Here is a 23,636-nt window from a genome sequence, read left to right as displayed (position 1 = left end):
CTTCATTTTATATCAATAATAATAAAACACTGATCATCACTCTTAGAGTTATCAATCTGACAGTTGGAAAGTGTTTGTAACATTTTTTTCTTAAATGCAGGCAAAGATAAAGATGCATTCTCCATAAGGAACGGGTGCAAATACTCTGTCCCCAGAGGGTCTACACCATCTGTATAAAGGAGTAATCTACCGCTGTTTTTATATAAAAGGGTTTGAGATTCAAATCTCACATTTTTAAATAATCCAAGAGGAGGAGTAGTCGAATGTAATTCAAATTGTGTACCATTCGCATCTTGCCACAGTGCAGATGGATGACCGGCATTTATGTAATCGATTTGTTGTTTATCTGTATCTACTAAAAGAAAAATAGCAGTACAATAATGCCTTGCCTCTTCGTTATTTTGGAACAATTCATGCAGATGGTTATCTAAACCTTTCATCACTTTTTCGACTGTGAGGCCATCCTCCCTAATTAATCTATGGAAAAGGGCATGAAGGGACATCGTGATTAATGCTGAAGAGATACCATGTCCCATTACGTCAAGAAGGATAATCCCGAATCGGGTTGAATCAAGTTGATAAATCCCATATATATCACCAGATAAGTCTTTAGATGCTTTATAGAATGTTTCCATTTCAATATCTTTATTTTGAATTGGAGAGGTTAACGATGTTTGTTGAATTTTTCGAGCCAGTTCAAGCTCTCTTTTTGTTTCTATTTTGAATTGTTGGTTTTGTTCATTCAGTCTTAGAAGTTCCTCTGTTTGAGATTCTAATGTTTCTAGTGTTACCCGTAATTCTTCAATAGCATCATGCTTAGCTTTTAGAGCTGCTTCAGCATCTTTTTTTGCGATTAACAGTTCGTTTTCATACTTATTTCTTTGTCTAATTGGAATTAATATGCACTTAATATTATTGTTTTCAATTACGTTTTTTTTAGAAGCATTGATAAGAATAGGAATTTCTCCGCCATTCTTTGTCTTTAAAGTTATATACAATTCTTCAACGTGGCCTTCTAGCGCTATAAGTGGTAAAAGGTAAAGCTGAACAAAAAGGCATGATGGAGAAGTTAGGATCAAATTGATATGTTCCCCAACCAAATTCTCTCTCTTATAATCAAGCAGTTCTACTAAAGTTTGATTTACCAATGTGATGGTACCATCTTCTGTCATACTTAGAAAACCACATGGTGCACGATCCAATAGCTCATCCATTTTATAAAATCTCCTCTATCTGCTTTTTAGTTAACTGTTGTTTCAAACATTGATGGTTTGTATTTGATAATTCTTCAGGATAGCTCATATGTAGACAATGTCCAATTGCATTCAATTATTCTAATACACTAATATTTGAAATATGTAGATGCGTATTGTATGAGTAATGATATCATCAGTGCAGGTGTAGGATTTCTACCATTCTCGAGATATTTTAAGATGTTTGCAAAAAAAGTTGCCTAGCGAAATAAAGAGTAGTTTTAAAATGAGAAAAAGGGTTCTCCAGTTATTTTAATAACCGAAAGATCTAAATCGTGATTAATCATAACATAATTAATCTAGGTAAAGTTAATATTCACGATTTACTATCAAATCAAATAACTATTAAACAATATCTGGAATCTACTACACCTCCTAATGGAAGTTGAAAGTCACATGATACGAAATAGAAGAACAGTGCGAAAGGTATTATCTGGAACGAGGAAATGAATGGTAGATTGAACGAGGCAGAGTGGTTTACAATGTTTTCGAATACTTTTATAGTGTTGAGGGTAATGGGTAATCATACATACTTTTAAGCTTGAAATATAAAACCCTATTAATAGGAGAAGATCTTATGTCAGAGAAACAAAAGTCATCCAATCGAGTTATTACACTTTTGACAATCATTGCAGCATTTTTGATGGGATTTATTGATGCATATACTTTTATGGCACAAAACCACGTGTTTGCGAGTGCTCAGACAGGGAATATGGTGACATTTGCCGTGAAGCTGTTTTCTGGAGAATGGCGGCAAGCTGTCCGTAATATCATTGTGTTCTTCGGATTCGCGCTAGGTGTTTTCTTAGGAGAGATTTTTCTTGTGAAGTTTGCGGAGCTGAGAATGCTCAAATATCGATTGTTTCTCTATTTCCAGGCTGCTCTACTATTGTTGCTAGCTATATATCAGCTTCAATTAGATACGCGTGTGATGGGCGTATTACTTGGAATTTTATCAGGCTATGAATTAACAATGTTCCGGAAAATTAGAGATACACAAGTGAACAATGGAATTATGACAGGCAATGCGAAAAATTTAATGAACAGCTTATATCGTATTCTATTCAATAAAGAGAAGAAGGCAAAAAGCGATTTTCTCAATCAATTGACCGTTATTGTGATGTTTATCTTCGGGGTAGGCATTGGGACGCTAGTTGTGCAATGGCACGCTACCTATAGCTTATGGTTTGCTTTCTATCTTGTTTGCTTGTCCATTGTCAGCATGTTTTTTGTAAAAGAATAAGGGACAATCCTCCTATTTGGATGTTTACTTTTTACCAGTAAAGGTAGAAGTATATAAGGTTTAAATATCCAGTATAGGAGGATTTTGTATTGAATAAATTAATTGGCGAAAATCGTTCCTTTTGGCGCATGTCAGCCAAAGGGCTAAGTTACACAAAGCTGGCCAACACGGTCGAAGTGGATGTGGCTGTTGTAGGTGGAGGAATTTCAGGTATTTTGGCATCTTACTTTTTAGCAAAGAAAGGCAAGAAGGTAGCACTATTGGAATCAAGAGAATTAATTAGCGGAACAACTGGAGGTACGACTGCAAAGCTGTCAGCTCAGCATGAGCTTGTTTACAATAAACTAATTAAACAAAGCGGAGAAGAGTTAGCGAGACTATATTATGAAGCTAACTCAAAAGCTATCGATATAGCCGAGTCACTTGTAAAGGAATATGGGATTGATTGTGATTTTGAAAGAACAGATGCGTACGTCTTCTCACAAAAAGAAAGTTCTCTAGAGCAATTAGAAAGTGAGGAAATTGCTTACCGAAAATTAGGGATAGATGGAGAGATGGTCGATGACATTCCTATTTCTTTTGATATAAAAGGGGCACTCGTTATGAGGAATCAAGCACAATTCCATCCGGTTAAATTTCTGCAGGGTATTTTAAGAGAATTGGAAGACATGGGGGCCCATATTTATCAGCACACTAAATATATGGGTTATGAAAGAGACGGTGATCGTCTTACTCTTAATACTGATACGCAATTCAAGGTAATATGTGATGATATGATCCTAGCTACATTGTTCCCCGCAGAAGATCCAGAGTCATTTTATTCGAAAACTATGAAACCCTCTACAACACATTTAACCGCGTTTGCTCACCTGGATCGAAATTTGAAAGGTATGTATATAAGTAATGATAGGCCGGAGCTTTCTTTTAGGTCCGCGTATTATGAGGGAGAGCCTGTTTTAATTATCGGTGGTCAATCTCATCCAACTGGCGATAATGTATCTACAGTGGAAAGGTATGAATCTATTAAAGACAGAGTAGAAAAAGAATTTGGTTTAACCGAAATGCTGGACTATTGGTCAGCACATGGTTATCTTACACCCGATTCACGTGCCTTCATAGGGAAGTTGCAAAAAGGAACTGATTCCATTTACGTTATGACTGGCTTTAATGAATGGGGTATGACAACTGGTATAGTGGGAGCAGAGTTGATTACCGATTTAATTATGGGAGAAGAAAACCCATATCAGCCATTGTATGACCCAAATCGTAGTTTGCCAAAGCAACAGGGTCATGAGAAGAAATCAACTCCAACTATTTTAGATGAAGCAGCTGAACTTAAGGAAGGGCAAGCGAAGAAGTTTGAAGTAGATGGAAAACCAGCAGGGATGTATAAGGATGCAAATGGCGAGGTTCATTTTATGAACTTAGCCTGTACGCATCTTGGCTGTGAAGTGAAATGGAATGATGGAGACCATACATGGGATTGTCCATGCCACGGTTCTATCTTTGATGGAAAAGGAGAAGTCATATCAGGACCGGCAAAAGAACCATTGAAGAGAGTGAACCCATTTTAAAATATGAAAAGAAAGCTCTAAATCTTTTGAATGATTTAGGGCTTTCTTTATGTGTATCAAGAGGGAAGGTATTACACTATCACATTAATAAGTAAGCGAAAGCCATGCAGATACAAATCTGCATGGCTCTATGGTTATTATTTAAATTTTACATTCGGACGTTTATCGCTATGCAACGCATTTTTGATAAATTCATCGCTTAGAGGTAAGTGTTCTTTTAGAAGTGATTTTGGTGTTTGAGACATCCATTGATTAAGTGAGATATCTGCATAGTGATCACTTTTGAAGATTTCAAGGAAGCGGAGAGGAGTATCTCCTGTGTTTTGGACATAGTGTCCCATCGCAAATGGAACATAACCAACATCACCAGCTTGATAATCATATGTCCGAGCTTTGCCGCCAGAGGCAAACACAGTCATTCGGCCTTGTCCTTCAAGATAGTACTGCCATTCATCATTGTTTGGATGCCAATGTAATTCACGGACAGCACCCGGTTCTAATTCAACAAGAGCTGCTGCCACTGTAGTAGAGGCTGGGAAGTTATTTGAATCTGAAATCCACACTTTACCGCCGTTTGTGACAATTGGCTCAACATCATGAAGTTTAAAGCTATAAGGATTTTTAACAAATTCATTTGCATCATCTGGTAAATCTTGCGCAATGGGACCTGGTACTTTTCCTTGATACATGTATACTTCGCCGCTTGGAATATTATCGAATTCCTCTTCTGAAACGCCAAAGTTTGCAGCAAGGACGTCTTTAGGTGTGTGTGCGAACCAATCTGTGATTGAGAATGTACTATTCTCTGAGAAACTACCATCATCAAATGCGAGCAGGAATTCGGCTCCTTCGCTTAGACCCTTGATAGAATGCGGAACACCTCTTGGGAAATACCACAAATCTCCTTCCTCTACATCGTCTACAAACTCACGGCCATCAGGAGAGATAGCTGTAATTCTTGCTTTTCCTTTAATCATGTAAGACCATTCGCCTTCTTTGTGCCAATGAAGCTCACGTACCCCTCCTGGCTCTAAATGCATATTAACGCCAGCGATAGTAGTAGATGCAGGCATCTCGCGAACTGTTACCTCACGAGACCAGCCGCCATATTCTACACGCATATGTGATAAAGCATATGGGAATTTTAAGTTTGGCATAGTCCCTTTATCAGTCGTAGGAGGAACTAATATATCTGGATTTTGACGGTCAATTTCCGGATTTTGGGCACCCCAAATTTCTCCTCCGCGCTCACCGCTCATTGGTTGTGGGTTAGTGTTTTCATTTTGTTTATTTAAAGTCATTCTTGAATTTCTCCTTTCAATATGATTGGATTTTTCAAAAAACGAGTTAGTTGCCAATTGCTAGTCCGCCAGCTCGCGGATCTGCTCCAGATTCAAGGCGATCAGGCCATATGCGGATTGCTTGTGCATGTCCCATCAAGTCACTGAAATTCTCAACCATAGAAACATTGATATGTCCTAGCTCCTCGAGTTTTTCAGCGATTTTTTTATCATAACGGCTTTCTAAACGAAGACCCCGTATATCTTCTCCCCATGTGCGGCCGAGAAGCCATCTAGGAGCATCAATTGCTTCTTGTACAGAATAATGTTGGTTTAATATTCGCATGATGATCAATGCTTGTGTCTGCGGTTCGCCGTCTCCGCCCATTGCTCCAACAACAAGCTCGGGTTTGTCGTCTTTGAACACCATGGAACAAGTCAACGTATGGGCAGGGCGTTTATTAGGTTCTAAAGTGTTATGCGCTTTTGGATCAAGCGAGAAGTAAGCACCACGGTTTTGAAGCATCATGCCTGTCCCTTCTGCGACGAAACCTGAGCCCCATTCCCAATAGAGGCTTTGGATGACTCCAACTGCATTGCCTTCTTCATCAACTGCACAACTAAATGTTGTATCGCCTTTCTTGGCATATCCGTTTTCCGGAGGTCCAAGCGATGGATCATGCATTTTTTTAACGCGTTCTTCAAAGTATTCTTTGCTTAGTAAGATATCAGTTGGAACTTTATTGAATGCGGGGTCATCTAAATATTGGTCCCGGTCCATAAATGAAAAAGCAGTTGCGCGGGTAAAGTAGTCAATAAACTTTTCCTCTTGGCCGATTAAGCTTGTGATATCTAAATGATCCATCATACCAAGAATTTGGAGTGTGACCATTCCAGCTGAATTGGGCGGCGGCGCAATGACTTTGCGGTCGCCGTATTCTACAGAAACAGGTTCTACCCATTCTGCTTTGTGATTAGCAAAGTCTTCTTTTGTTAGCAATCCGCCATTCTTTTGTAAAAATGCTGTAACCATATCAGCTATTTCACCTTTGTAAAAGGCATCTTTACCGTGTTCTGCTATTTTTTCGAGAGTTTTTCCTAGATCAGGATTCTTAAGGATGTCACCTTTGATATACGGAGCGACACCATCTTTGAGGTAAACCTTAGCTGTCGATGGGTATGTGCGGAGTAATGTAAGAGCACTTTCTGAGAACTTAGCAAGAGAGTCTCCAACAGGAAATCCATTGTAAGCGTAATCAATCGCTGGCTCTAAACAATCTTTTAATGGAAGCTTTCCAAACCGCTCATGCGCTTCAATCCATCCGCTGACAGCTCCTGGTACTGTGGTAACTGCTTTAGCTCCGCGGATGTCCATGCCGTCTTCCCGATTGAATTGATCGCGCGTGACATTCTTTCCTGAGTGCCCAGTTGCATTTAAAGCGTGACGTTTTCCTGTTTTTGCATCATAAATTAACCAAAAAGAATCGCCACCCGCTCCTGTCATATGAGGGAATACAACACCTAGAACTGAGTTGGCTGTAACCATTGCATCAATGGCATTTCCACCTTTGATAAGAATTTGGTTTGCGGCCATTGAAGCAAGTTCGTTAGGAGTGGCAACTGCATTTTTGTTAGATATAAAGGAGTTGCCGTAGCGAGGATCAATATCTTCACCATATACCCTGGATTTTTGAACCATTTAAGTACCTCCAAATTAGAAAATTTATAGGTAATTTCGTCCCTATAACTATGCATACCCTTTTACATATGGGTAAAACATATTAATTTTTAGAAGGTGGTTTAATACGATTCCATTTCACGGTATTTTCTAAAATAAGTGCGATCAATATGCCCATTAATAAGCCATTTCCGACTATTGGCTGTACTACCTTTGGAAGAGATGAAAAATAAGAGTCAGGCATAATCATAATGACGACGGCTAAAAAAAGGGGAATAGCAGATCGATAGACATTTTGCTTGTTCAGCTCTATTTTCTTAAAGAAGTCCATAGATGAATTTAAGAGCTGTAAATAAGCAACAAAGAGGACCATACTGCCAATGCTAAGCGGAATATTAGAAAAGAAATGTGCTGCAGGCGGTATCAATCCCATCATGAAAAATAGGACACTTCCTATCACAAAAGGCAGGCGTTTGACGATTCCAGATTGTTCTAAAAAACCAATAGAAGAAACAAATGGAGCATAAGGAACTAGTCCGAATAGCCCGCTCAAGCCAGAAAATACGCCTGAAATTGTAAGGCTGCGCTTGTATTGCTTCTTGCTCGTTTCTTCGTCATATAAATTTTCTGTTCCTTTTAAAGCACCGAATGTATTTGCCAAATTCATCAATCCGGTAATAACAGCCATCGCTATTATGCCGATATTCCAAGCTGGTTTACCCAAATTAAACAGTTGGAACTTGAAGGAAGCATCAGTTTTGACAGAATGCTCTGGTCCAAAAATAAGTGCATACGCAATCCACCCGACAACAATCCCGCCGAGAAGTGAATACTTGCTGTATTTAACAGGTGCCTTCACATTGATAAAAATCATTATAGCTGCAATGACAAGCGTCAATACTGCTACGGATAATTTGATTTTCGCATCATCAGGCGCATTGCCCATCGGTATGCCTAACATGCCTTTTAGGAAGATTTGGATTAATTGAATGCCAAACAATAGCATAAATACAGCCATGACACCTGGTTTGAAAAGCTTTGAAATAGCAGGCCCCCAACCAAAAAGGCCGATGACTATATTTAAAACAGCAGAAATCAGAATCCCGACTGTTAAACTGCCGCCTAGTTCCCCAAGGGAAGTTCCTTGTGCAGTGGCCATGCTGACAATCGATAAAATCATGCCCCACCATAAACCTGATTGCCCTTCAAGAATGGCTCGTTTATGGCCAATGAAAGCCTGCAATAAACAAGCTGCTCCTGTGACTAAGAAGGATAACTGCAATGTGGTAATAATACTGTCTTGTCCAAGCTTAAATGCTTTTCCCACTGTTAATGGGATAATGACAATATTGGCGAAAATAAAGAAAAACCACTCAATCCCTGCAATCCATTGAGATGGCTCCTTTAGGCCAGAAAACTCCTTCTTCATTTCTTTTTTTTTATTTTGTTCCATTACCTAACCTCCAATCTTTTAGGTTAGTAGAAGATTCCCTAAAAAAATAAAATAAAACGAAATTAGGTTTATTATTATTATTAAAATCTAGATATATAGGCCGTGAAATGTAAATACATGTATGCAATAATATGCTATATTTTAGGTGATAGACCATTGATGGGATGGAAGTGAGAAATGACAATGTCTAAAACTACTATAATTGACAAAGAAGCTGCTCGTCGGATCAGAGAGGGAATGAAAGCAGATTGCACAAAATGTTTTGGTCTCTGTTGTACTGCTCTAAATATTGTTGCTTCAAGCGATTTTTCAATTAATAAACAGGCAGGAACTCCCTGCCTGAATTTGCAACCTAATTACAGCTGCCAAATACATAGCCAGTTGAGAGACAAAGGCTTCAAAGGATGTACAGTTTTTGATTGCTTGGGTGCTGGTCAGGTCGTTTCTCAGGTTACTTTTAAGGGACAAAGTTGGCGAGGGAATCCTGAAATAGGGAAGAAGATGTTTCAGGTATTTCCAATTATGGAGCAGCTCCATGAAATGATTGCATATGTTTCAGAAGCTCTGTCTTATGAATTGCCGGAAGATATAGCAGATAAATTGAGAATACAGTTAAAGAAATTGCAGAATTTAACCGAGTTGGCTGCAGATGATTTACTTGACCTGGATTTGATAATGTACCGTTTTTCTTTAAATGAGCTCCTAACTATAGCAAGCAACTTTGTTAGAGAAAAAGCGATTAGTAAACTGCCTGGAAATCGAAATATAAAAGATTTGGATCATGCAAGAGTCGACTGGATCGGAAAGAAACTGGAAGGAAAAGATTTAAGGGCTGCTGATTTTAGAGGCGCTTATTTGATTGCTTCAGATATGAGAAATACAGATTTGAGAGAAGTAAATTTCATAGGTGCAGATTTACGAGATGTTAATTTGGATGGAGCTGACCTTTCCACTAGTATATTTTTGACTCAAATGCAAATCAATTCGGCAAAAGGAAATGAGATGACCCGCTTGCCAATATATATACAGAAACCGTCTCATTGGTAAAGGTAGCTTATCGCTGTCTGTTTTATATTTTTAATCTTCAGGTAATATGACCTGCTAGCGTTTGATCAAACCTTGCAGTTTCTCTGAGGGAAGCGCTGAAAAGCATGTATGTTTACTTGTTCATTTTTATTGATGACAACTAAAATAGACCTTTGTTCAGCTTCATGAACAAAGGTCTTTCTCTTATACAAAGGGACGTCTTACACCTGCAATTATGTTACAGTGTGCGTTGACAACTGGTGAAATCATGACTTTTTGTGGCCATGATTCGATTACTTTGTTGTCGCCGAGATAGATTGCCACATGCCAAATGGTGTGTGTACCCGGCTCATAGTAAAAGATTAAATCACCGCGCTGCCGCTTGCTGTAGCTTACTTTTTTAAATTTCGAAGAAGCAAACAGTTTGCGGCTGTTCCACTCATTGCCAGGATGTGCGTGTTGGATGCTTGATACTGGGACAGGGTTAATCCCGCCCGCATACAATCCTTGCGTTACAAGCCCACTGCAATCTAGTCCATAGCTTGGTGAAGAGGAAGCACCGACGATATAGGGTTTTCCTAAATATTTATAGCTTTGTGTAATCATCGCTTCGATATGTTCTTTACGTCCATCCCAAGCAAAGGCTTTAAGCGGTGCTATATACTGGTCAATGCTATACCATGATGCTTCACTGAAGCCTAATTTCTTCCAAGTTTTTATATCCACATTACCTGTAACGGGCAGATGATTTTTGGCTTGGAAATTACGCACGGCATTATATGTGGCATTGTTATATTTAGCATAGCCGTTGGGTCCGATAATCCCAAGTTTATTCATAACTTTCCATGTCTTGATGCCTTCGTAGCCTCGACTTAAATTATAGCCAACTTTCCCTGTTGGCTTGATTTGTTTATATTGAACTTGATAGTAGGCCTTGGGATTTTGATAACCCTTCGTTTTTACCACAAAGTGTTTATGAGCGGTAAAATAGTTGCCATTCGTCAATTGAAGGCGCGGTGTTCCTTTAGAAGAGGAGACAATTCGCTTAACATGCAAATAGGTGCCTTTCTTTTGAAAGCTTACTTTCTTTTTAAATTCAACATCTTTATACATGGAGGTACCTGCTATTACCTTTACAATCACAGGATTGGTCTTATAGAACGTTGATACTTCTTTTGCCTGTGCAGTGGATTCCTTGCCAATCGTAGGGGAGAGCAAGAGAATACTTGCCATCAAACCCATTATCCATTTTCGCTTCATATATGAGCCTCAACTTTCCTAGTAGATTAATAGACTTGCATTTCTTCATTAATAGCTGATTGCCCGATATTTGTCATCTTTCCAATGTTTCTTAAATGTACTGATTTTCATGCTGCTTTTTTTACCTGTCCAAGGGTCATTAAAATAAACTCTTGAATTATCATAGCCTGTTACAGTTAATGCGTGATTTACAAAACCATCGACATTCGCTACCCATACAACTACCGGGTGATTACGATTGATTTGTTTTTTAATCGATGTAAACGATTTGCCTGTCATGTTAACCGAGGAACCGGCATATTTTTTGACTAGTTTCATCAATGCAGGAGGGAAGATCCACCAACCTGCTTTACTATAGGGACTACCAACGAAGCCTAGATTGCCGTTTAATGTACTAGTCCTTGGCATTTCCCTGGCCATTTTCATCTTATCCACTTTGGCTCCTTTATACTGGAGCATCATGGTGACGGCAGTAATTTCACAACCAGTTGGCAACTCAGGAAGCTGATTAATGACCTTTACGTTTAGGTTTTTATAATATTCGCTTAAGCCATTTGCTTCAATCCACCCTAACAATTTGCCTTTATATGAAATTCTGTACCATAGTTTTCCGCCAGCTTTAGCAGATCTGCTTATGTACATTTTCTTGCTCTTATAGTTGAAGCTGCGGTGGCTTGGTTTCATGGAATTCTTGTCTACATTATAGGGATTATGTTTATAGATAGGGTAATTTTTCTTTTGCACTGTTTTGATTTTTAGATAGAAATTCTGTTTTTTTTCATCTATCTTTTTATAGTAAAAATGTTTTGCCTTTAAAGGTGTTTCCTTCGGTGGTTTCGTCTGTGGAACTTCTTTACTTTCATCTGATTCTTCAGAAGGAGTTTGTGGATTGGTTGGTTTATTTAACTCTCCGTCGCTTTCATCATCGGTTTTAGGAATAGCCTCTGTAGCACTGGTTGGTGTGTCCTCTAGCAACTGATCGACACGTTGATTTTCTTCGTGTATAGCTGGTGTCTGTTTTAAGATTCTTTGCTGATTTAGTTCATTTGCCTTTGGGAGCTTGGGTGTTTCATTTGCCGCATGAACAGAATATAGAGAAGGCTCTGCAAATAGAAGCGAAGCAGCCAATATAGTAGATAAGCCAATTTTCTTCCTATTATTCTTCATTTATAGTCCCTCCAATGTTAATTTATTTATAATGTATTACCCATTCATGCTAAAAGTATATAGGTTAATGAGTGAATTTACAAAAAAATTAAAAAATGGAATGTAGCTTATAATCCTTTTTCTTTATATTTATTTAAAAAAGTTCGCTTAAAAAATAAGCGAACTTTCGTATTTAACTATATTATTTTAATACCTAATCATGGAGCGAAAGGTTAAGCTATTTTTGTTATATTTAGCTGATGCTCTCGATTGAAGGCTCCACTCCTGCTTCTTGAGTGGGTTTTTTATAAACTTCATCTTTGGTATAGATAGTTAAACCTGTTGTATCTTTTGTTGATCGAGAGAATAGTAGACTAATGATATATCCATATACATATGCAGAACAGAATGAAACGATACTAACTGTAAACGGCGTTAAATTAGTCTTTTGAACAAAATACGCTGTAATTGCACTTAGGAATAGGCCGATTAACACGCCTGGTGTATTTGCGCGTTTTGTAAATATACCTAATGCGAAAATACCGGCAATAGGTACACCAAACAATCCGGTAATAGCTAGGAAGAGATTCCATGTTTCTGCACGATTAGTTGAAATTAGATAAAGAGCTGCAGCCATACCGAGTAGGCCTGCTATGATGACGATGATACGAGCCAACCAAACATCTTTTTTCTCATCTTTTCCAAAGAAACGTTGTTTAAAATCAACTGTTACACAAGCAGAAATACTATTCAAGCTTGATGAAATAGTTGATTGGCAAGCTGCAAAAATAGCAGCAATCAGAAGACCTGCCACGCCTGCCGGCAAACTGGAAACGATAAAGTAAGGAACAAGAGCAGACGTATTAAAGCCTTCGGGAAGTGAAGTGACATTGTTGTAATAACTAAAAAGCACAGTTCCCATACCGAAGAAAACAGGAATTGTCACCAAAGCTAAAATGCCGTTTGTCCATAGAGATTTATTGGTTTCCTTAATGGAACTCGTGGTTTGATAACGCTGCACCACATCTTGGCTCGCCGTATATTGATGTAGATTATTAAAAATAGAGCCCAAGAAAATAATGGGAATGGCAGCAGCTGCACCTCCGAATTGGAAGTTTTTCGCCGTGATTAATTTATCATGGTCCATCGCGTTTTGCATCACCGTAGAAAAGCCACCGTCAATCGCATGAATCCCTAAAAAGACAAGCAAAATTGCTCCGCCCAATAGAATAATCCCTTGGATAACATCACTCCAAATAACACCTTCCATACCACCTAGGAATGTATAGATGATACATAAACCTCCAACAGCTGTTGCGATAATAATCGGATTAATATCAGATACAAGTGTGATAGCCAATGTCGGCAAATAAATAACGATGGCTACGCGTCCAATATGGAACAGTGTGAATAACAAGCTGCCAATAAAGCGAAGAGATACCCCAAATCGTGCTTCTAAATATTCATAGGCAGTTGTCACATTTAATTTTCTGAAGAAAGGAACATAAAAATAGATTAAGACCGGAATAATCACCAAAATCGTGAGATTCCCGGCTGCATAGGACCAGTCAGATAAAAATGCCTGTTCGGGTGTTGACATATATGTAATCGCACTTAATGTCGTTGCATATATACTAAACCCGGCAGCCCATGCGGGAATTTTGCCGCTAGCTGTAAAGAAAGCATCTGTATTTTTGCTTGATCTCTTTGTGAAATAAATCCCTACCGCCAACATAGCCAGCAAATAAAGAACAAGTACCGCCCAATTGGCCGTTCCAAAGCTAATTTTCTCCATCAAACTCACCCTTTCAATAAATAAAACATTTTTTATTTATACAAAATTCTTTCAATTTAGCCCGTAGCAATCTACTAAAAGATTGCTAAAAATTAGAGTTCAAATTTTTCCACAAGATCTTTTACTGCATCTTTCTTTACTGGATTCAGAGAAGACATTGGCTGTTTGACGGTGCCGGCTTGAATGCCTTTTACGTTCAGTATTTCTTTTAACGTTTGATACAAGCCAAGCTCTAAAATCTTTTCAATCAAATCATTGGTTTTATGTTGTACTTCGTAGGCCTCTGCGACTTTGCCGCTTTGGCATAAATCCCATATTTGTTTTGCTTGTTTTCCGTTTACGTTATAGGTGCTACCGATTGCTCCGTCGACACCGCTGATCGCTCCGTAAATTAACATTTCATCAAACCCTGAGTAAATAAGTTTATTAGGATATTGTTTTCTAAGACGTTCAAGTAAGAAGAAGTTACCGTCTGTATATTTCACACCTATAATCTTTTCATTTTGGAAAAGTTCATCAAACTGAGCCATGGACATTGAAACACCAGTAAGCGCTGGAATAGCGTAAATAATCATATCGTTGCCAGTTTCACGAATAATTGTTTCATAGTAAGCTTTGATTTCTTGGAATGTAAATTTGTAATAGAAAGGCGTGACAGCAGAAAGGCTATCATATCCAAGTTCTGTTGCATATTTACCAAGCTCAATTGCTTCATTAAGATTAAGCGAGCCAACCTGTGCAATTAATTTAACTTTACCTTTATTTTCATCGCTTACGATTTGAAAAATCTGCTTCTTTTGTTCTGTGGAAAGTAAGAAGTTTTCTCCCGAACTTCCATTTACATAAAGTCCATCAATTTGTTGAACATCAATGTTAAACCTTACGACATCACGCAAACCTTGTTCAATTATTTGGCCATTTTCATCAAATGGTACAAGCAATGCAGAAAATAAACCTTTCATTACTCATTCCTCCTATTTACTAATTGATAAAACAATACGCAAAATATATAATATTGTCAGACCAATTTTTAGTTAGTACCATCATAAAAGGCTCAAATTGAAAAGTCAATATTTTTTGTAAGGGTTTTCATATAGTTGCAGCTTATAGATCAGAGTCGTTATGATAGAAAAAAAGAGGAGGAGAAGGTGAAAGATGGTTATCCAGAAGATATCTTTGGTCGACCTTGCAATTGATCGAATAAAAAATTATATCAAAGACCAAGAATACAAACCGAATGATAGATTCCTATCTGAAAAAGAGTTGGTAGCCAAGCTTCAGGTAAGTAGAACGGTTGTAAGAGAAGCACTCATATCTCTCCAAACCATTGGTATATTGACTATCAAATCAGGTGGCGGAGTATATATTGCAGAACCAAAGCTTGATTCCATTACAGATATCTTGAAATTTCACTATGATACGTACGGAATAAAGCTTAAAGAATTAATTGAAACGCGAGAGATTGTTGAAATGGGTGCTCTAAGATTAATTATTGAAAATAATACGCTCGCAGATACAACCGAATTAACAAACTTGAATGAATCATACTATCAAGCGATCTTAGAAAAGGATGATCCTAAGCCGTATGATCGACTATTTCACCAAGCTTTAATGAAAGCTACTGATAATAGTACGTACTATTTATTTAGTGAAATTATCAACGAATACTTTTCATTTGTTTGTATTGATGTAAAAGAAAAAGAAGAGGAACTGCTGCAGGCATACGCAGAACATAAAGCTATTATTGAAACTATAGAAACAGGAAACCTACATGAAGCGCAAAATAAAATGAAAAAGCATTTTGAACCTATTTTTAAATTGGTTCAACAATTAAAGGAGACACCTGAAGATGGAGCCGATTCAATCATCTGAAAGAAAGTCATTAAAGAAAATGATCATCCAAGAAATTAAACAATATATTATTGATCATGAATTAAAAGCTGGCGACCAGCTCCCAACTGAAAGGAAATTCACAGAGTTATTTGGAGTGAGCAGATCCGTGGTCAGAGAAGCATTGAGCTTTCTTGAAAATACGGAAATCATTACCGTACGCCAAGGACATGGAGCTTTTTTAAACGAAACAAATTTTGAAAATTTATTGGACAATTTTTTCTTCTTATGGCAAATCAATAGCGGCAAAATGAAAGAAATTGTAGGCTTAAGAGCACTTTTTGAATCAAGTGCTATTGATGAAATTGTGAAGGCAAATCGCAAGGAAGAATTAAACCGTCTAAAAGAATTGGTGGATAATAGCGCAGAGCTTACAACCCCGGAAGAATTCAGAAATGCTGATCTTGCCTTCCATCAGGAGCTTTTGAAAGCAACGGGCAATGAGTTGTTTATACAAATGACCAACATGATTACAAGCTACTTTTTCCAAGTGCAGCATGTACAGCTGACACATGAAGAATATCAGGCGATTAATAAGGAACATCAGGAAATAGTAGCAGCCTTGCTAGCGGGAGACGCAGAACGAGCCAAAAAGCTTTTGACAAATCACATGAAAAATACACGTGCATAGGGGGCTACCATGGCTAAATATTTAACAATAGATATCGGCGGCACCTATATTAAATACGCATTGGTTGATGAGCAGCTACATCTTATTGATAAGGGAAAAGTAGCTACAAAGAGAAATATGGAGTCTGCCATTTTACAACAAGTAGACGAGATAATAGAAAAATTTTTAAGCGTAAGCTCGATAAATGGGATCGGTATAAGCACAGCCGGAATTGTTGATAGGCAGAAAGGCGAAATTGTATACGCCGGACCTACAATTAAAAATTATAAAGGCACTTCTTTTAAAAAACATATAGTTGAAAAGTTTGATGTGCCTGTTCATGTTGAGAATGATGTGAATGCTGCATTATTGGGCGAAATATGGAAAGGTGCGGCTCAACATCACGATCAAGTCTATTGCATTACACTAGGTACGGGAATAGGTGGGGCCTATTATGATGAGGGAATTGTAGATGGCTACCATTTGCAAGCTCACTCGGTGGGCTATTTATTATATGACCCTGCTTCTAAAACAAACTATGAAATGAGGGCTTCCACCTCTGCTTTATCAAGGAAGGTTGTAAAAGAATTAGGCGCTGATTTTACAGTGCAAGATGCTTTCGACAAAGCGAAACTAGGTGATGTGAGCTGCACCGATATGATTAGAGATTGGTGTAAGGAAGTTGCGAGAGGACTTTCTGAAATTATCCTGTTGGTTGATCCGAACTGCATAATAATTGGTGGAGGCATTTCTCAACAAGGAGACTTTTTAATGCATCTCATTGAAGAACAGGTGGAGGAGTTCTTGCCATCTCATTTTTTAAAGACGGAAATTAAAGTGGCGCAACTTTATAATGATGCAGCCTTGTTCGGCGCTGTATACCCATTTTTTAAGGAGGAAAAGTAGAATGATCCAACAAGTCAAAGACGGTCTGATTGTTTCATGCCAAGCTTTACCGAATGAACCATTACACAGTTCTTTTATCATGTCAAAAATGGCGTTAGCTGCCTGGCAGGGGGGCGCAAAAGGGATACGTGCAAACTCAAAGGAAGATATTATAGCGATTAAAGAAGAAGTGGATTTGCCTATTGTAGGTATTGTGAAGCGCGATTATAGGGATAGTGATATCTATATTACAGCCACTACGAAAGAAATAGATGAATTGCTAGAAAGCCAATGTGACATGATTGCGCTGGATGCGACAAGCAGAAAACGCCCTGGTGGCATTCATTTAAGTGAATTGGTTGCGTATGTGAAAGAGAAGGCTCCTGAATGCCAGCTGATGGCAGATATTGCAACACTTGAAGAGGCAATCGAAGCAGAGAGATTGGGTTTTACTTGTATCTCTACTACATTGCATGGCTATACAGAAAAAACAAAAGGGAAGAAATTATATGATAATGACTTTGAATTTCTTAAGAACGTTCTCAGTCAAATTAAGATACCAGTTATTGCAGAAGGCAATATTCTGACCCCTGAAATGTATCAGCGATGCATGGAGATAGGTGCACACGCATGTGTAGTTGGAGGAGCAATCACACGGCCAAAAGAAATCACTCAGCGCTTTGTGGAAAAATTTTAATCTGTAAAGTCTTTAATCTCACCAAGGTTAAAGGCTTTTATTATATATATCAATCTGGTGAGTTTATATATACATAATATTTGGGTGAATCACACATAATTTTATATAATTAAAATGAAGTTTTAAATTTGATAAGAAGGGTTTTGAAATTATGGTTGCGAGTATTCGTAACATTACCATCTCCAACAAAGATGAAATTTTAGCACTGCATGTAGCTAAAGCGCAAGAAGGGTTTATTGAAACAACACAAGAATGCTTAGAGGAGGCCGGTGAGAATGCCAATTTTGTCCCCGTTGGTTTGTATGTAGACGACATTCCTGTAGGGTTCGCCATGTATGGTTCCTTTCAGGATGAAAAAGAGGGGCAACGAGTGTGGCTAGATCGGTTTTTGATTGATTCGCATTACCAAGGAAAGGGTTATGGTCGTCTTTTTCTTGAGCAATTAATCCAGCATTTGATTGCGAAGTATCAGTGTAGGAAAATCTATTTAAGCGTATATGATAACAACAAGCATGCTATCCATTTGTATCAGCAATATGGGTTCTTCTTCACCGGTGAACTAGATACCAAAGGAGAGAAAGTAATGGTTAAGGATATTTCGAACTAAATTTTTAAAAAAATCCAACGAATAAAGTTGGATTTTTTTGTTTATGTAGTGCAAAAAAGGGTATAAGGTGTTATCTTAGCATGTGTATACATATGTTAGACAATGTGCATTTTTATTTCAAAGGGAGGAAATAAAATGAAAAAATGGTTAGTTACAGGTTTATCGATTGTGTTAGCAGCTACCCTTGCTGTTGTCCCAGCAACCCCAAGCGTTTTAGATGCAGGTCCTAAAACAGCATCTGCGGCTACAAAGACAACGCAAACTTACATGCTGAGTACGAAGAAAACCTATGTACGTAAGGGTGCAAGCACAAAAAATACGGCTGTTGGATATATTGACAAGAAAGTACGCGTAAAGCTGAAGATTACAAAAAATAAATCTTGGGCTTACTTTAGCGAAAAAGGCTTAAAGGGCTATGTAAAACTAGCTGACTTTAAGGATTTAAAAAGAAAGAGCAGCAGTGAAAGAGAATCAAAGATTATCACGCTTGTTAATAAAGAACGAAAAAAAGCAGGCTTAAAACCTCTTAAAGAAAATAAAGTGATGAACTATACAGCTTATTACAAGAGTAAAGAAATGGCACAAAAAAATTATTTCGGCCACGATGGCGGAAAGTATAAAACATGGTCTAACCTAATTACTAGCCATATTGGCATAAACATTACGGGAATGGGCGAAAACATTGCCTATGGTTATCCATCCACGAAAGAAGTAATGATTGCATGGATGAATTCAAAAGGGCACCGCGAAAATATTTTAAACAAAAACTTTAAGGAAATGGGTGTTGGCGTTTATTACGATAAGAGCAACAAACGTTTCTATTGGACGCAACATTTCCTAACAAAATAACAAAAGTAAAAGGATATCTCATTTTAAAGCTGAACTAATTTTTCTATTAGTGCAGCTTTTATTTGTTTTGAAGGCTATAACTTATATTCCCCAGAATGATTAATTGAATAAGCCTGCCAAATAAAACCGGTTGTTTGCGGTTATATTAGAAGAAGAAACAAATTAAATTGGGAACCACCTTTTAGATTAAATCTAATTGGTGGTTTTTTTATTACACTATCTTTAAATTTCAGAAAAATTATTTAATTTAAATTGTTTTGGTATCAACAATAGTGTACGATGCATAGTATAAATCAAATACTGTATCACATCTAGTAAAGCAAAATGAGGTGGGTGAATGGGTAATTTATTGAATTCATTATCGACAGAACTTAGGAGAGGGACGTTAACATTAGCCGTTTTAAGCCAATTACGAACCCCCCAGTACGGTTATTCACTAGTTCAGTTATTGGAAGGAGCAGGTATTTCCATTGAGCAAAGTACCTTATATCCTTTACTGCGCCGATTAGAAAAACAGGAGTTGGTGACAAGTAGTTGGGATACATCTGAGAGTAGACCCCGTAAGTACTATGTTTTAAGTGAATATGGTTTTGAGATATTTTTGCAGTTAAAGAAGGAATGGATAGAAAATTCTAAGGAACTTTATAGCTTATTAAAGGGAGGGGAAGTTGATGAATTTAATTGAAGTTTATATTCAGGAAGTTACTCGAAGGCTGCCTGAAAAGAGTCGTGGGGATATTGCACTTGAGTTACGGTCAACCATAGAGGATATGCTGCCCAACGATTACAGCGAGGAAGAAGTAAAGACTGTTCTTGAAAAATTAGGAAGTCCTGTCACGTTAGCTGTTGGTTATCGGGATCGACCGATGCATCTTATAGGCCCACGCTATTTTGATGTGTATGTGTCGCTGCTAAAAATGATATTGCCGATTGCCGTTGTTATTTCGCTGATCTCCATGATTGCAGAATATTTTATTGGATATGATGGAGAAGAAGCGATATTAAATGTAATATTTGATGTGATTGCATATGGTATATTGAAAACTCTGGAAGTTGGGATTCAAGTATTCTTTTGGCTAACACTTGTTTTCGCTATTATAGAAAGGGTAGATAACGGAAAAGATGAACAACCCTTAACTACAAACCTTAAAAAATGGTCACCTGCTGATTTGAAAAATGTCGCTTATATTCCTAAGAAAAAAACCATTACAAAGCTTGAGGTATTTGGTAGTTTAATGTGGACGGCCATTTGGGCAACCATTTATTTTTATGCAGACCATCTTGTTGGTATTTATAGAGGAGAGGGAAATAGATTTGAATTCATCACTCCAGTCGCTAATCAAGAGGTCTTGCTCCAGTATTGGTTTATCGTTCTAATTGTAATTTGTTTGGAAATCGCATTGGCTATTTATAAATTAATTAAAAGTAAATGGACTAAAGGAATGGCTATTTTTAATGCGGCATTCCAGTTGATTTCCACCATTGTTTTCATTGTGATTTTAATAAATCCAGATTTAATTACACAGAATTTTATTATGTATATGACTGATTTATTCGAGATAACGGCTAACCAATTGAAATCATGGATTATTGGGGGCGGCATTTTCTTCTTTATAGTAGGTGCTGCAATCAATGTATATGATGGATATCGCAAGGCTAGAATTCGTTAATCGTGTGAAAGCAATTTTGGGAACGTTGGTTAAAGAAGAAAGTTAAGCTAGCCTTGTTAAAACTAATTTAACAAGGCTATTTTTTTGAATTACTATTTAAACTGCTTAAAATGATTAGCATCCCTTTTCTTTGATTCTCTAGTATATATTGCACCACAGCTATTAGCAAAATAACGTTTAGGAGACATGTAAGCAATATAAAAAACGTACACTACTAAATTGATTATAGTAATGTACATTTTTATATTATTAGCTAATTTTAAGTAGTATTAATGCACTACCTTGTTTTTAATATTACAATGTAAAATATTTTTTATTCGTTCAATTTCCATGTAGCATAATTTAGACTGAGCGCGAAGATAACCCATCCGATATAAGGAATCATCAACGTGCCTGCTGTTCGATCAACTTGGAAGAAGTCATAGGCAGTGAGTGCAATCGCGCCTAGCAATACGGTCATTTCCACTAATGCCGTGCCACGAAGCTCCCAACGGAAGAACAAAAATGACCATAAGAAATTAAGACCAAGCTGTAGTTCATAGATGGAAATTTCCTTTTTTCTTTTACCTTCTTGCTGTTTGGATACTCTATATTTTGCGAGTCCCATTAATCCGTATAATGTAGTCCAGGCAATGGGGAAAATAGCGGAAGGCGGAGAAAACGAAGGCTTTTTCAGCTTCTTATATTTCTCTTGAGCATGTCGATTGGCAAGCCACCCAGTAACGGAACCTCCAATAATAGGGACGAGGACATGCTTAGCCAAGCTCTTTGTATCCATCTTTCCATTAACTTTCAATAGTTCCATAGAAAATACACCTCCTGACTATCATCTTTCCCTTGTAGCAGCAATCCAAACAATACCTGATGAATCTTAACGGATAAATTTTTACTGCCGTTTAAAAGCAATTTACCCCTGTCCCGAGGAAAAATACTACCGCACTTCGATGATTTACTAACGCTAATCTAAAATTTACTCCCGAAACTTTACAGATTACGTCTTCTAGAGAAACTAATCATAATAATAAAAACCCCCTCGATTAAATTCGAGGGGGTTGCTACATCTAACAACATAAACACATTAGTCAGCCATTTTTGCCTGAAGTTCTGCTTCTTTTGCTTCCATAGTTTCAGATTGCCACCAAAGGACATCATCTGGGTCTTGATCTAGGACTTCTTTAAACTCTTTACGTGAATCCACAGCTGGGAATGAGCCTTTTAGTGGACGTCCAGATGTATCGCGGAATAGCCATGTAAAGATTACGAAGCCAATAATACTAATCACCATTAGATAGATGGCAGGTGACAACGGATTTTTTGTAGCATGTACAAGATAAGATGCTACAAGTGGTGTAGTACCACCAAAAATTGAAACAGAGATGTTAAACGATACGGCAAGTGCACGGTATCTGACATCTGAGAAGAAAAGTGTTGGTAATAGCGACGGCATAGTACCTTCATAACAGCTTAGGAAGAAGCCCAGCAAAAAGACGCCGGCGAAAATCCAGCCGATATGGCCATAACCCATCATTGAAAATGCAGGGACAGCTAAAATAAGCGTTCCAAGTAAACCAATTTGAACAATACGTTTATTACCAATCTTATCACTCCAGCGACCAAAGAAGAGTGCAAGTGGAATCATAATCATCATCACAACTAACAAAATGACTAAGCTTACTGTATTGTGAATATGCAATACCTCTGTCATATAAGAAGGAATGTACGACAGTATCATATAGTTTGTAATGTTAAAGAAAGCCACAATCACAATACTTAGTAGTAAATCTTTTTTATAGTACTTAATGATATCTCTAAATGGAATGTGTTCTTCGCTTTCACGTGCTTCTTCCATTTCTTCAAATACAGGAGATTCATCTAAATGACGGCGCAAATATAGGCCGACTAAACCAATTGGCGCTGCAATAATGAACGGTAAACGCCATCCCCATGATAGCATTTGTTCATGCGACAGCATAAAGGTAAGTAGTGTGACAACCCCAGAGGCAAAAATATAGCCAACGAGCGTACCAATTTCCAGGCCGCTGCCAAGAGTCCCACGTTTTTTATCAGGAGAAGATTCTGCAATATAGACCATTGCGCCTGAGTATTCGCCGCCTGTTGAAAAGCCTTGAATCATGCGTGCTACAAGCAGTAAAATAGGTGCCCAAACACCGATTTGTTCATAAGTGGGTAAAATACCGATTAAGAGGGTAGAGATTGCCATCATAATAATGGTCGTACTTAAGACGATCTTTCGTCCATATTTGTCCCCGATCCGGCCAAAGAATATGCCGCCGAGTGGACGAATTAAGAAAGCAACCGCAAAAGTGGCGAATGTAAAGACGAGTTGAAGACTGGGGTTACTTACTCCTGCAAAGAATAATTCACTGATTACAACAGCTAGGTATGCGTAAAGTCCAAAATCAAACCATTCCATCATATTACCTACACCTGTTGCAAATACAGCTTTCTTTGCTTTCTTTGAGCTTACGATATTAATATCCGAAGGCTCAATATCAAGATTTTTTTGTACCATATTTCTAAAACAGCTCCTCTATTTAGTTTTTGCTATTTTCGAGAAGCTCCAAAAAGATACCTATGTTTAAAAGAAATAGCGGAAACTTAAAAACAATCTCCGTACCTTTTAAGAGACCATATTCAGTTGTATTGTTGCAAAGTAATGAGTGAAAAGAGATGAAACTATGAAGTTGTTAGATGTGAAA

The 23,636-nt window shown here is 37.7% G+C and carries 21 protein-coding genes; 11 read left to right on the top strand and 10 right to left on the bottom strand.

Going from position 1 to position 23,636, the window contains the following annotated elements; all coding sequences use genetic code 11:
• Positions 1-2: 2 nt before the first annotated feature.
• The gene (locus RST01_RS05800; RefSeq protein ID WP_147194997.1) at positions 3-1,214 is read right to left on the bottom strand and encodes a SpoIIE family protein phosphatase; all 1,212 of its coding nucleotides are present in this window, start codon (positions 1,212-1,214) and stop codon (positions 3-5) included.
• 616 nt (positions 1,215-1,830) lie between these two features.
• Here RST01_RS05800 and RST01_RS05795 point away from each other — a divergent pair.
• Positions 1,831-2,496 carry a YoaK family protein gene (locus RST01_RS05795; protein ID WP_147194995.1) on the top strand — a complete coding sequence of 222 codons (666 nt, stop codon included), beginning with the start codon at positions 1,831-1,833 and terminating at the stop codon, positions 2,494-2,496.
• Positions 2,497-2,585: 89 nt separating this feature from the next.
• Positions 2,586-4,070 (top strand): FAD-dependent oxidoreductase, encoded by a 1,485-nt coding sequence (locus RST01_RS05790; protein ID WP_147194993.1) that lies wholly within the window; start codon positions 2,586-2,588, stop codon positions 4,068-4,070.
• Positions 4,071-4,207: 137 nt separating this feature from the next.
• On the opposite strand, the gene RST01_RS05785 is transcribed toward RST01_RS05790, so the two are convergent.
• The 3 genes from RST01_RS05785 to RST01_RS05775 all read right to left on the bottom strand — a co-directional run bounded on the left by RST01_RS05785 (position 4,208) and on the right by RST01_RS05775 (position 8,481).
• On the bottom strand, positions 4,208-5,371 hold the full coding sequence (locus RST01_RS05785) for an oxalate decarboxylase family bicupin (RefSeq protein WP_147194990.1): 1,164 nt from the start codon (positions 5,369-5,371) through the stop codon (positions 4,208-4,210).
• A 46-nt stretch (positions 5,372-5,417) separates the two neighbouring features.
• Complete coding sequence (gene ggt, locus RST01_RS05780; protein WP_147194988.1) at positions 5,418-7,049, bottom strand: gamma-glutamyltransferase; 1,632 nt, start codon at positions 7,047-7,049, stop codon at positions 5,418-5,420.
• Positions 7,050-7,131: 82 nt separating this feature from the next.
• Positions 7,132-8,481, bottom strand: a complete 1,350-nt coding sequence (locus RST01_RS05775; RefSeq protein WP_244946645.1) for a uracil/xanthine transporter — start codon at positions 8,479-8,481, stop codon at positions 7,132-7,134.
• A 183-nt stretch (positions 8,482-8,664) separates the two neighbouring features.
• Here RST01_RS05775 and RST01_RS05770 point away from each other — a divergent pair, with 183 nt between their 5' ends.
• Entirely contained in the window at positions 8,665-9,528 is an 864-nt protein-coding gene (locus tag RST01_RS05770) for a pentapeptide repeat-containing protein (protein WP_147194986.1), read from the top strand.
• A gap of 183 nt (positions 9,529-9,711) precedes the next feature.
• Here RST01_RS05770 and RST01_RS05765 read toward each other — a convergent pair whose 3' ends face one another.
• The 4 genes from RST01_RS05765 to RST01_RS05750 form a co-directional block, all read right to left on the bottom strand.
• The gene (locus tag RST01_RS05765) at positions 9,712-10,767 is read right to left on the bottom strand and encodes a DUF5776 domain-containing protein (RefSeq protein ID WP_147194985.1); all 1,056 of its coding nucleotides are present in this window, start codon (positions 10,765-10,767) and stop codon (positions 9,712-9,714) included.
• A gap of 48 nt (positions 10,768-10,815) precedes the next feature.
• A complete protein-coding gene (locus tag RST01_RS16120) occupies positions 10,816-11,934 on the bottom strand; it encodes a C39 family peptidase (RefSeq protein WP_147194982.1) in 1,119 nt (372 codons plus the stop codon).
• Positions 11,935-12,166: 232 nt separating this feature from the next.
• Positions 12,167-13,708 carry a sodium:solute symporter family protein gene (locus tag RST01_RS05755; protein WP_147194980.1) on the bottom strand — a complete coding sequence of 514 codons (1,542 nt, stop codon included), beginning with the start codon at positions 13,706-13,708 and terminating at the stop codon, positions 12,167-12,169.
• Between the two features lie 92 nt (positions 13,709-13,800).
• Entirely contained in the window at positions 13,801-14,670 is an 870-nt protein-coding gene (locus RST01_RS05750) for an N-acetylneuraminate lyase (RefSeq protein WP_147194977.1), read from the bottom strand.
• A 193-nt stretch (positions 14,671-14,863) separates the two neighbouring features.
• Between RST01_RS05750 and RST01_RS05745 the strand changes: the two genes are divergently transcribed.
• The 8 genes from RST01_RS05745 (at position 14,864) to RST01_RS05710 (ending at position 20,916) form a co-directional block, all read left to right on the top strand.
• On the top strand, positions 14,864-15,580 hold the full coding sequence (locus RST01_RS05745; protein ID WP_147194974.1) for a FadR/GntR family transcriptional regulator: 717 nt from the start codon (positions 14,864-14,866) through the stop codon (positions 15,578-15,580).
• Positions 15,558-16,229 carry a FadR/GntR family transcriptional regulator gene (locus tag RST01_RS05740; RefSeq protein WP_147194970.1) on the top strand — a complete coding sequence of 224 codons (672 nt, stop codon included), beginning with the start codon at positions 15,558-15,560 and terminating at the stop codon, positions 16,227-16,229. The genes RST01_RS05745 and RST01_RS05740 overlap by 23 nt, the downstream gene beginning before the upstream one ends.
• Positions 16,230-16,238: 9 nt before the next feature.
• Entirely contained in the window at positions 16,239-17,114 is an 876-nt protein-coding gene (locus tag RST01_RS05735) for an ROK family protein (protein WP_147194967.1), read from the top strand.
• A gap of 1 nt (position 17,115) precedes the next feature.
• Complete coding sequence (locus tag RST01_RS05730) at positions 17,116-17,790, top strand: N-acetylmannosamine-6-phosphate 2-epimerase (RefSeq protein WP_147194965.1); 675 nt, start codon at positions 17,116-17,118, stop codon at positions 17,788-17,790.
• A 151-nt stretch (positions 17,791-17,941) separates the two neighbouring features.
• A complete protein-coding gene (locus RST01_RS05725) occupies positions 17,942-18,397 on the top strand; it encodes a GNAT family N-acetyltransferase (RefSeq protein ID WP_147194962.1) in 456 nt (151 codons plus the stop codon).
• Between the two features lie 135 nt (positions 18,398-18,532).
• Positions 18,533-19,246, top strand: coding sequence for a CAP domain-containing protein (locus tag RST01_RS05720; protein ID WP_184117519.1), 714 nt, complete (start codon positions 18,533-18,535; stop codon positions 19,244-19,246).
• A gap of 337 nt (positions 19,247-19,583) precedes the next feature.
• Positions 19,584-19,931, top strand: a complete 348-nt coding sequence (locus RST01_RS05715) for a PadR family transcriptional regulator (protein ID WP_147194956.1) — start codon at positions 19,584-19,586, stop codon at positions 19,929-19,931.
• A complete protein-coding gene (locus tag RST01_RS05710; RefSeq protein WP_147194953.1) occupies positions 19,918-20,916 on the top strand; it encodes an HAAS signaling domain-containing protein in 999 nt (332 codons plus the stop codon). The genes RST01_RS05715 and RST01_RS05710 overlap by 14 nt, the downstream gene beginning before the upstream one ends.
• Positions 20,917-21,229: 313 nt before the next feature.
• Here RST01_RS05710 and RST01_RS05705 read toward each other — a convergent pair whose 3' ends face one another.
• Both RST01_RS05705 and RST01_RS05700 read right to left on the bottom strand, forming a co-directional pair.
• Positions 21,230-21,721 (bottom strand): TspO/MBR family protein, encoded by a 492-nt coding sequence (locus tag RST01_RS05705; protein WP_147194950.1) that lies wholly within the window; start codon positions 21,719-21,721, stop codon positions 21,230-21,232.
• A gap of 273 nt (positions 21,722-21,994) precedes the next feature.
• On the bottom strand, positions 21,995-23,449 hold the full coding sequence (locus tag RST01_RS05700) for an MFS transporter (protein WP_147194947.1): 1,455 nt from the start codon (positions 23,447-23,449) through the stop codon (positions 21,995-21,997).
• Positions 23,450-23,636 lie beyond the last annotated feature (187 nt).

Source organism: Rummeliibacillus stabekisii, from assembly GCF_007988965.1.
Lineage (GTDB): Bacteria > Bacillota > Bacilli > Bacillales_A > Planococcaceae > Rummeliibacillus > Rummeliibacillus stabekisii.
This window is presented reverse-complemented; position numbering and strand designations above follow the sequence as displayed.

What these genes read in the sequence shown, in the direction of transcription:
- RST01_RS05800 (WP_147194997.1), bottom strand. Translation starts at nt 1,214, where the DNA reads ATGGATGAGCTATTGGATCGTGCACCATGTGGTTTTCTAAGTATGACA.
- RST01_RS05735 (WP_147194967.1), top strand. Translation starts at nt 16,239, where the DNA reads ATGGCTAAATATTTAACAATAGATATCGGCGGCACCTATATTAAATAC.
- RST01_RS05785 (WP_147194990.1), bottom strand. Translation starts at nt 5,371, where the DNA reads ATGACTTTAAATAAACAAAATGAAAACACTAACCCACAACCAATGAGC.
- RST01_RS05700 (WP_147194947.1), bottom strand. Translation starts at nt 23,449, where the DNA reads ATGGTACAAAAAAATCTTGATATTGAGCCTTCGGATATTAATATCGTA.
- RST01_RS05720 (WP_184117519.1), top strand. Translation starts at nt 18,533, where the DNA reads ATGAAAAAATGGTTAGTTACAGGTTTATCGATTGTGTTAGCAGCTACC.
- RST01_RS05740 (WP_147194970.1), top strand. Translation starts at nt 15,558, where the DNA reads ATGGAGCCGATTCAATCATCTGAAAGAAAGTCATTAAAGAAAATGATC.
- RST01_RS05795 (WP_147194995.1), top strand. Translation starts at nt 1,831, where the DNA reads ATGTCAGAGAAACAAAAGTCATCCAATCGAGTTATTACACTTTTGACA.
- RST01_RS05750 (WP_147194977.1), bottom strand. Translation starts at nt 14,670, where the DNA reads ATGAAAGGTTTATTTTCTGCATTGCTTGTACCATTTGATGAAAATGGC.
- RST01_RS05765 (WP_147194985.1), bottom strand. Translation starts at nt 10,767, where the DNA reads ATGAAGCGAAAATGGATAATGGGTTTGATGGCAAGTATTCTCTTGCTC.
- RST01_RS05725 (WP_147194962.1), top strand. Translation starts at nt 17,942, where the DNA reads ATGGTTGCGAGTATTCGTAACATTACCATCTCCAACAAAGATGAAATT.
- RST01_RS05775 (WP_244946645.1), bottom strand. Translation starts at nt 8,481, where the DNA reads ATGGAACAAAATAAAAAAAAAGAAATGAAGAAGGAGTTTTCTGGCCTA.
- RST01_RS05710 (WP_147194953.1), top strand. Translation starts at nt 19,918, where the DNA reads ATGAATTTAATTGAAGTTTATATTCAGGAAGTTACTCGAAGGCTGCCT.
- RST01_RS05730 (WP_147194965.1), top strand. Translation starts at nt 17,116, where the DNA reads ATGATCCAACAAGTCAAAGACGGTCTGATTGTTTCATGCCAAGCTTTA.
- RST01_RS05715 (WP_147194956.1), top strand. Translation starts at nt 19,584, where the DNA reads ATGGGTAATTTATTGAATTCATTATCGACAGAACTTAGGAGAGGGACG.
- ggt (WP_147194988.1), bottom strand. Translation starts at nt 7,049, where the DNA reads ATGGTTCAAAAATCCAGGGTATATGGTGAAGATATTGATCCTCGCTAC.
- RST01_RS05770 (WP_147194986.1), top strand. Translation starts at nt 8,665, where the DNA reads ATGTCTAAAACTACTATAATTGACAAAGAAGCTGCTCGTCGGATCAGA.
- RST01_RS05755 (WP_147194980.1), bottom strand. Translation starts at nt 13,708, where the DNA reads ATGGAGAAAATTAGCTTTGGAACGGCCAATTGGGCGGTACTTGTTCTT.
- RST01_RS05705 (WP_147194950.1), bottom strand. Translation starts at nt 21,721, where the DNA reads ATGGAACTATTGAAAGTTAATGGAAAGATGGATACAAAGAGCTTGGCT.
- RST01_RS16120 (WP_147194982.1), bottom strand. Translation starts at nt 11,934, where the DNA reads ATGAAGAATAATAGGAAGAAAATTGGCTTATCTACTATATTGGCTGCT.
- RST01_RS05745 (WP_147194974.1), top strand. Translation starts at nt 14,864, where the DNA reads ATGGTTATCCAGAAGATATCTTTGGTCGACCTTGCAATTGATCGAATA.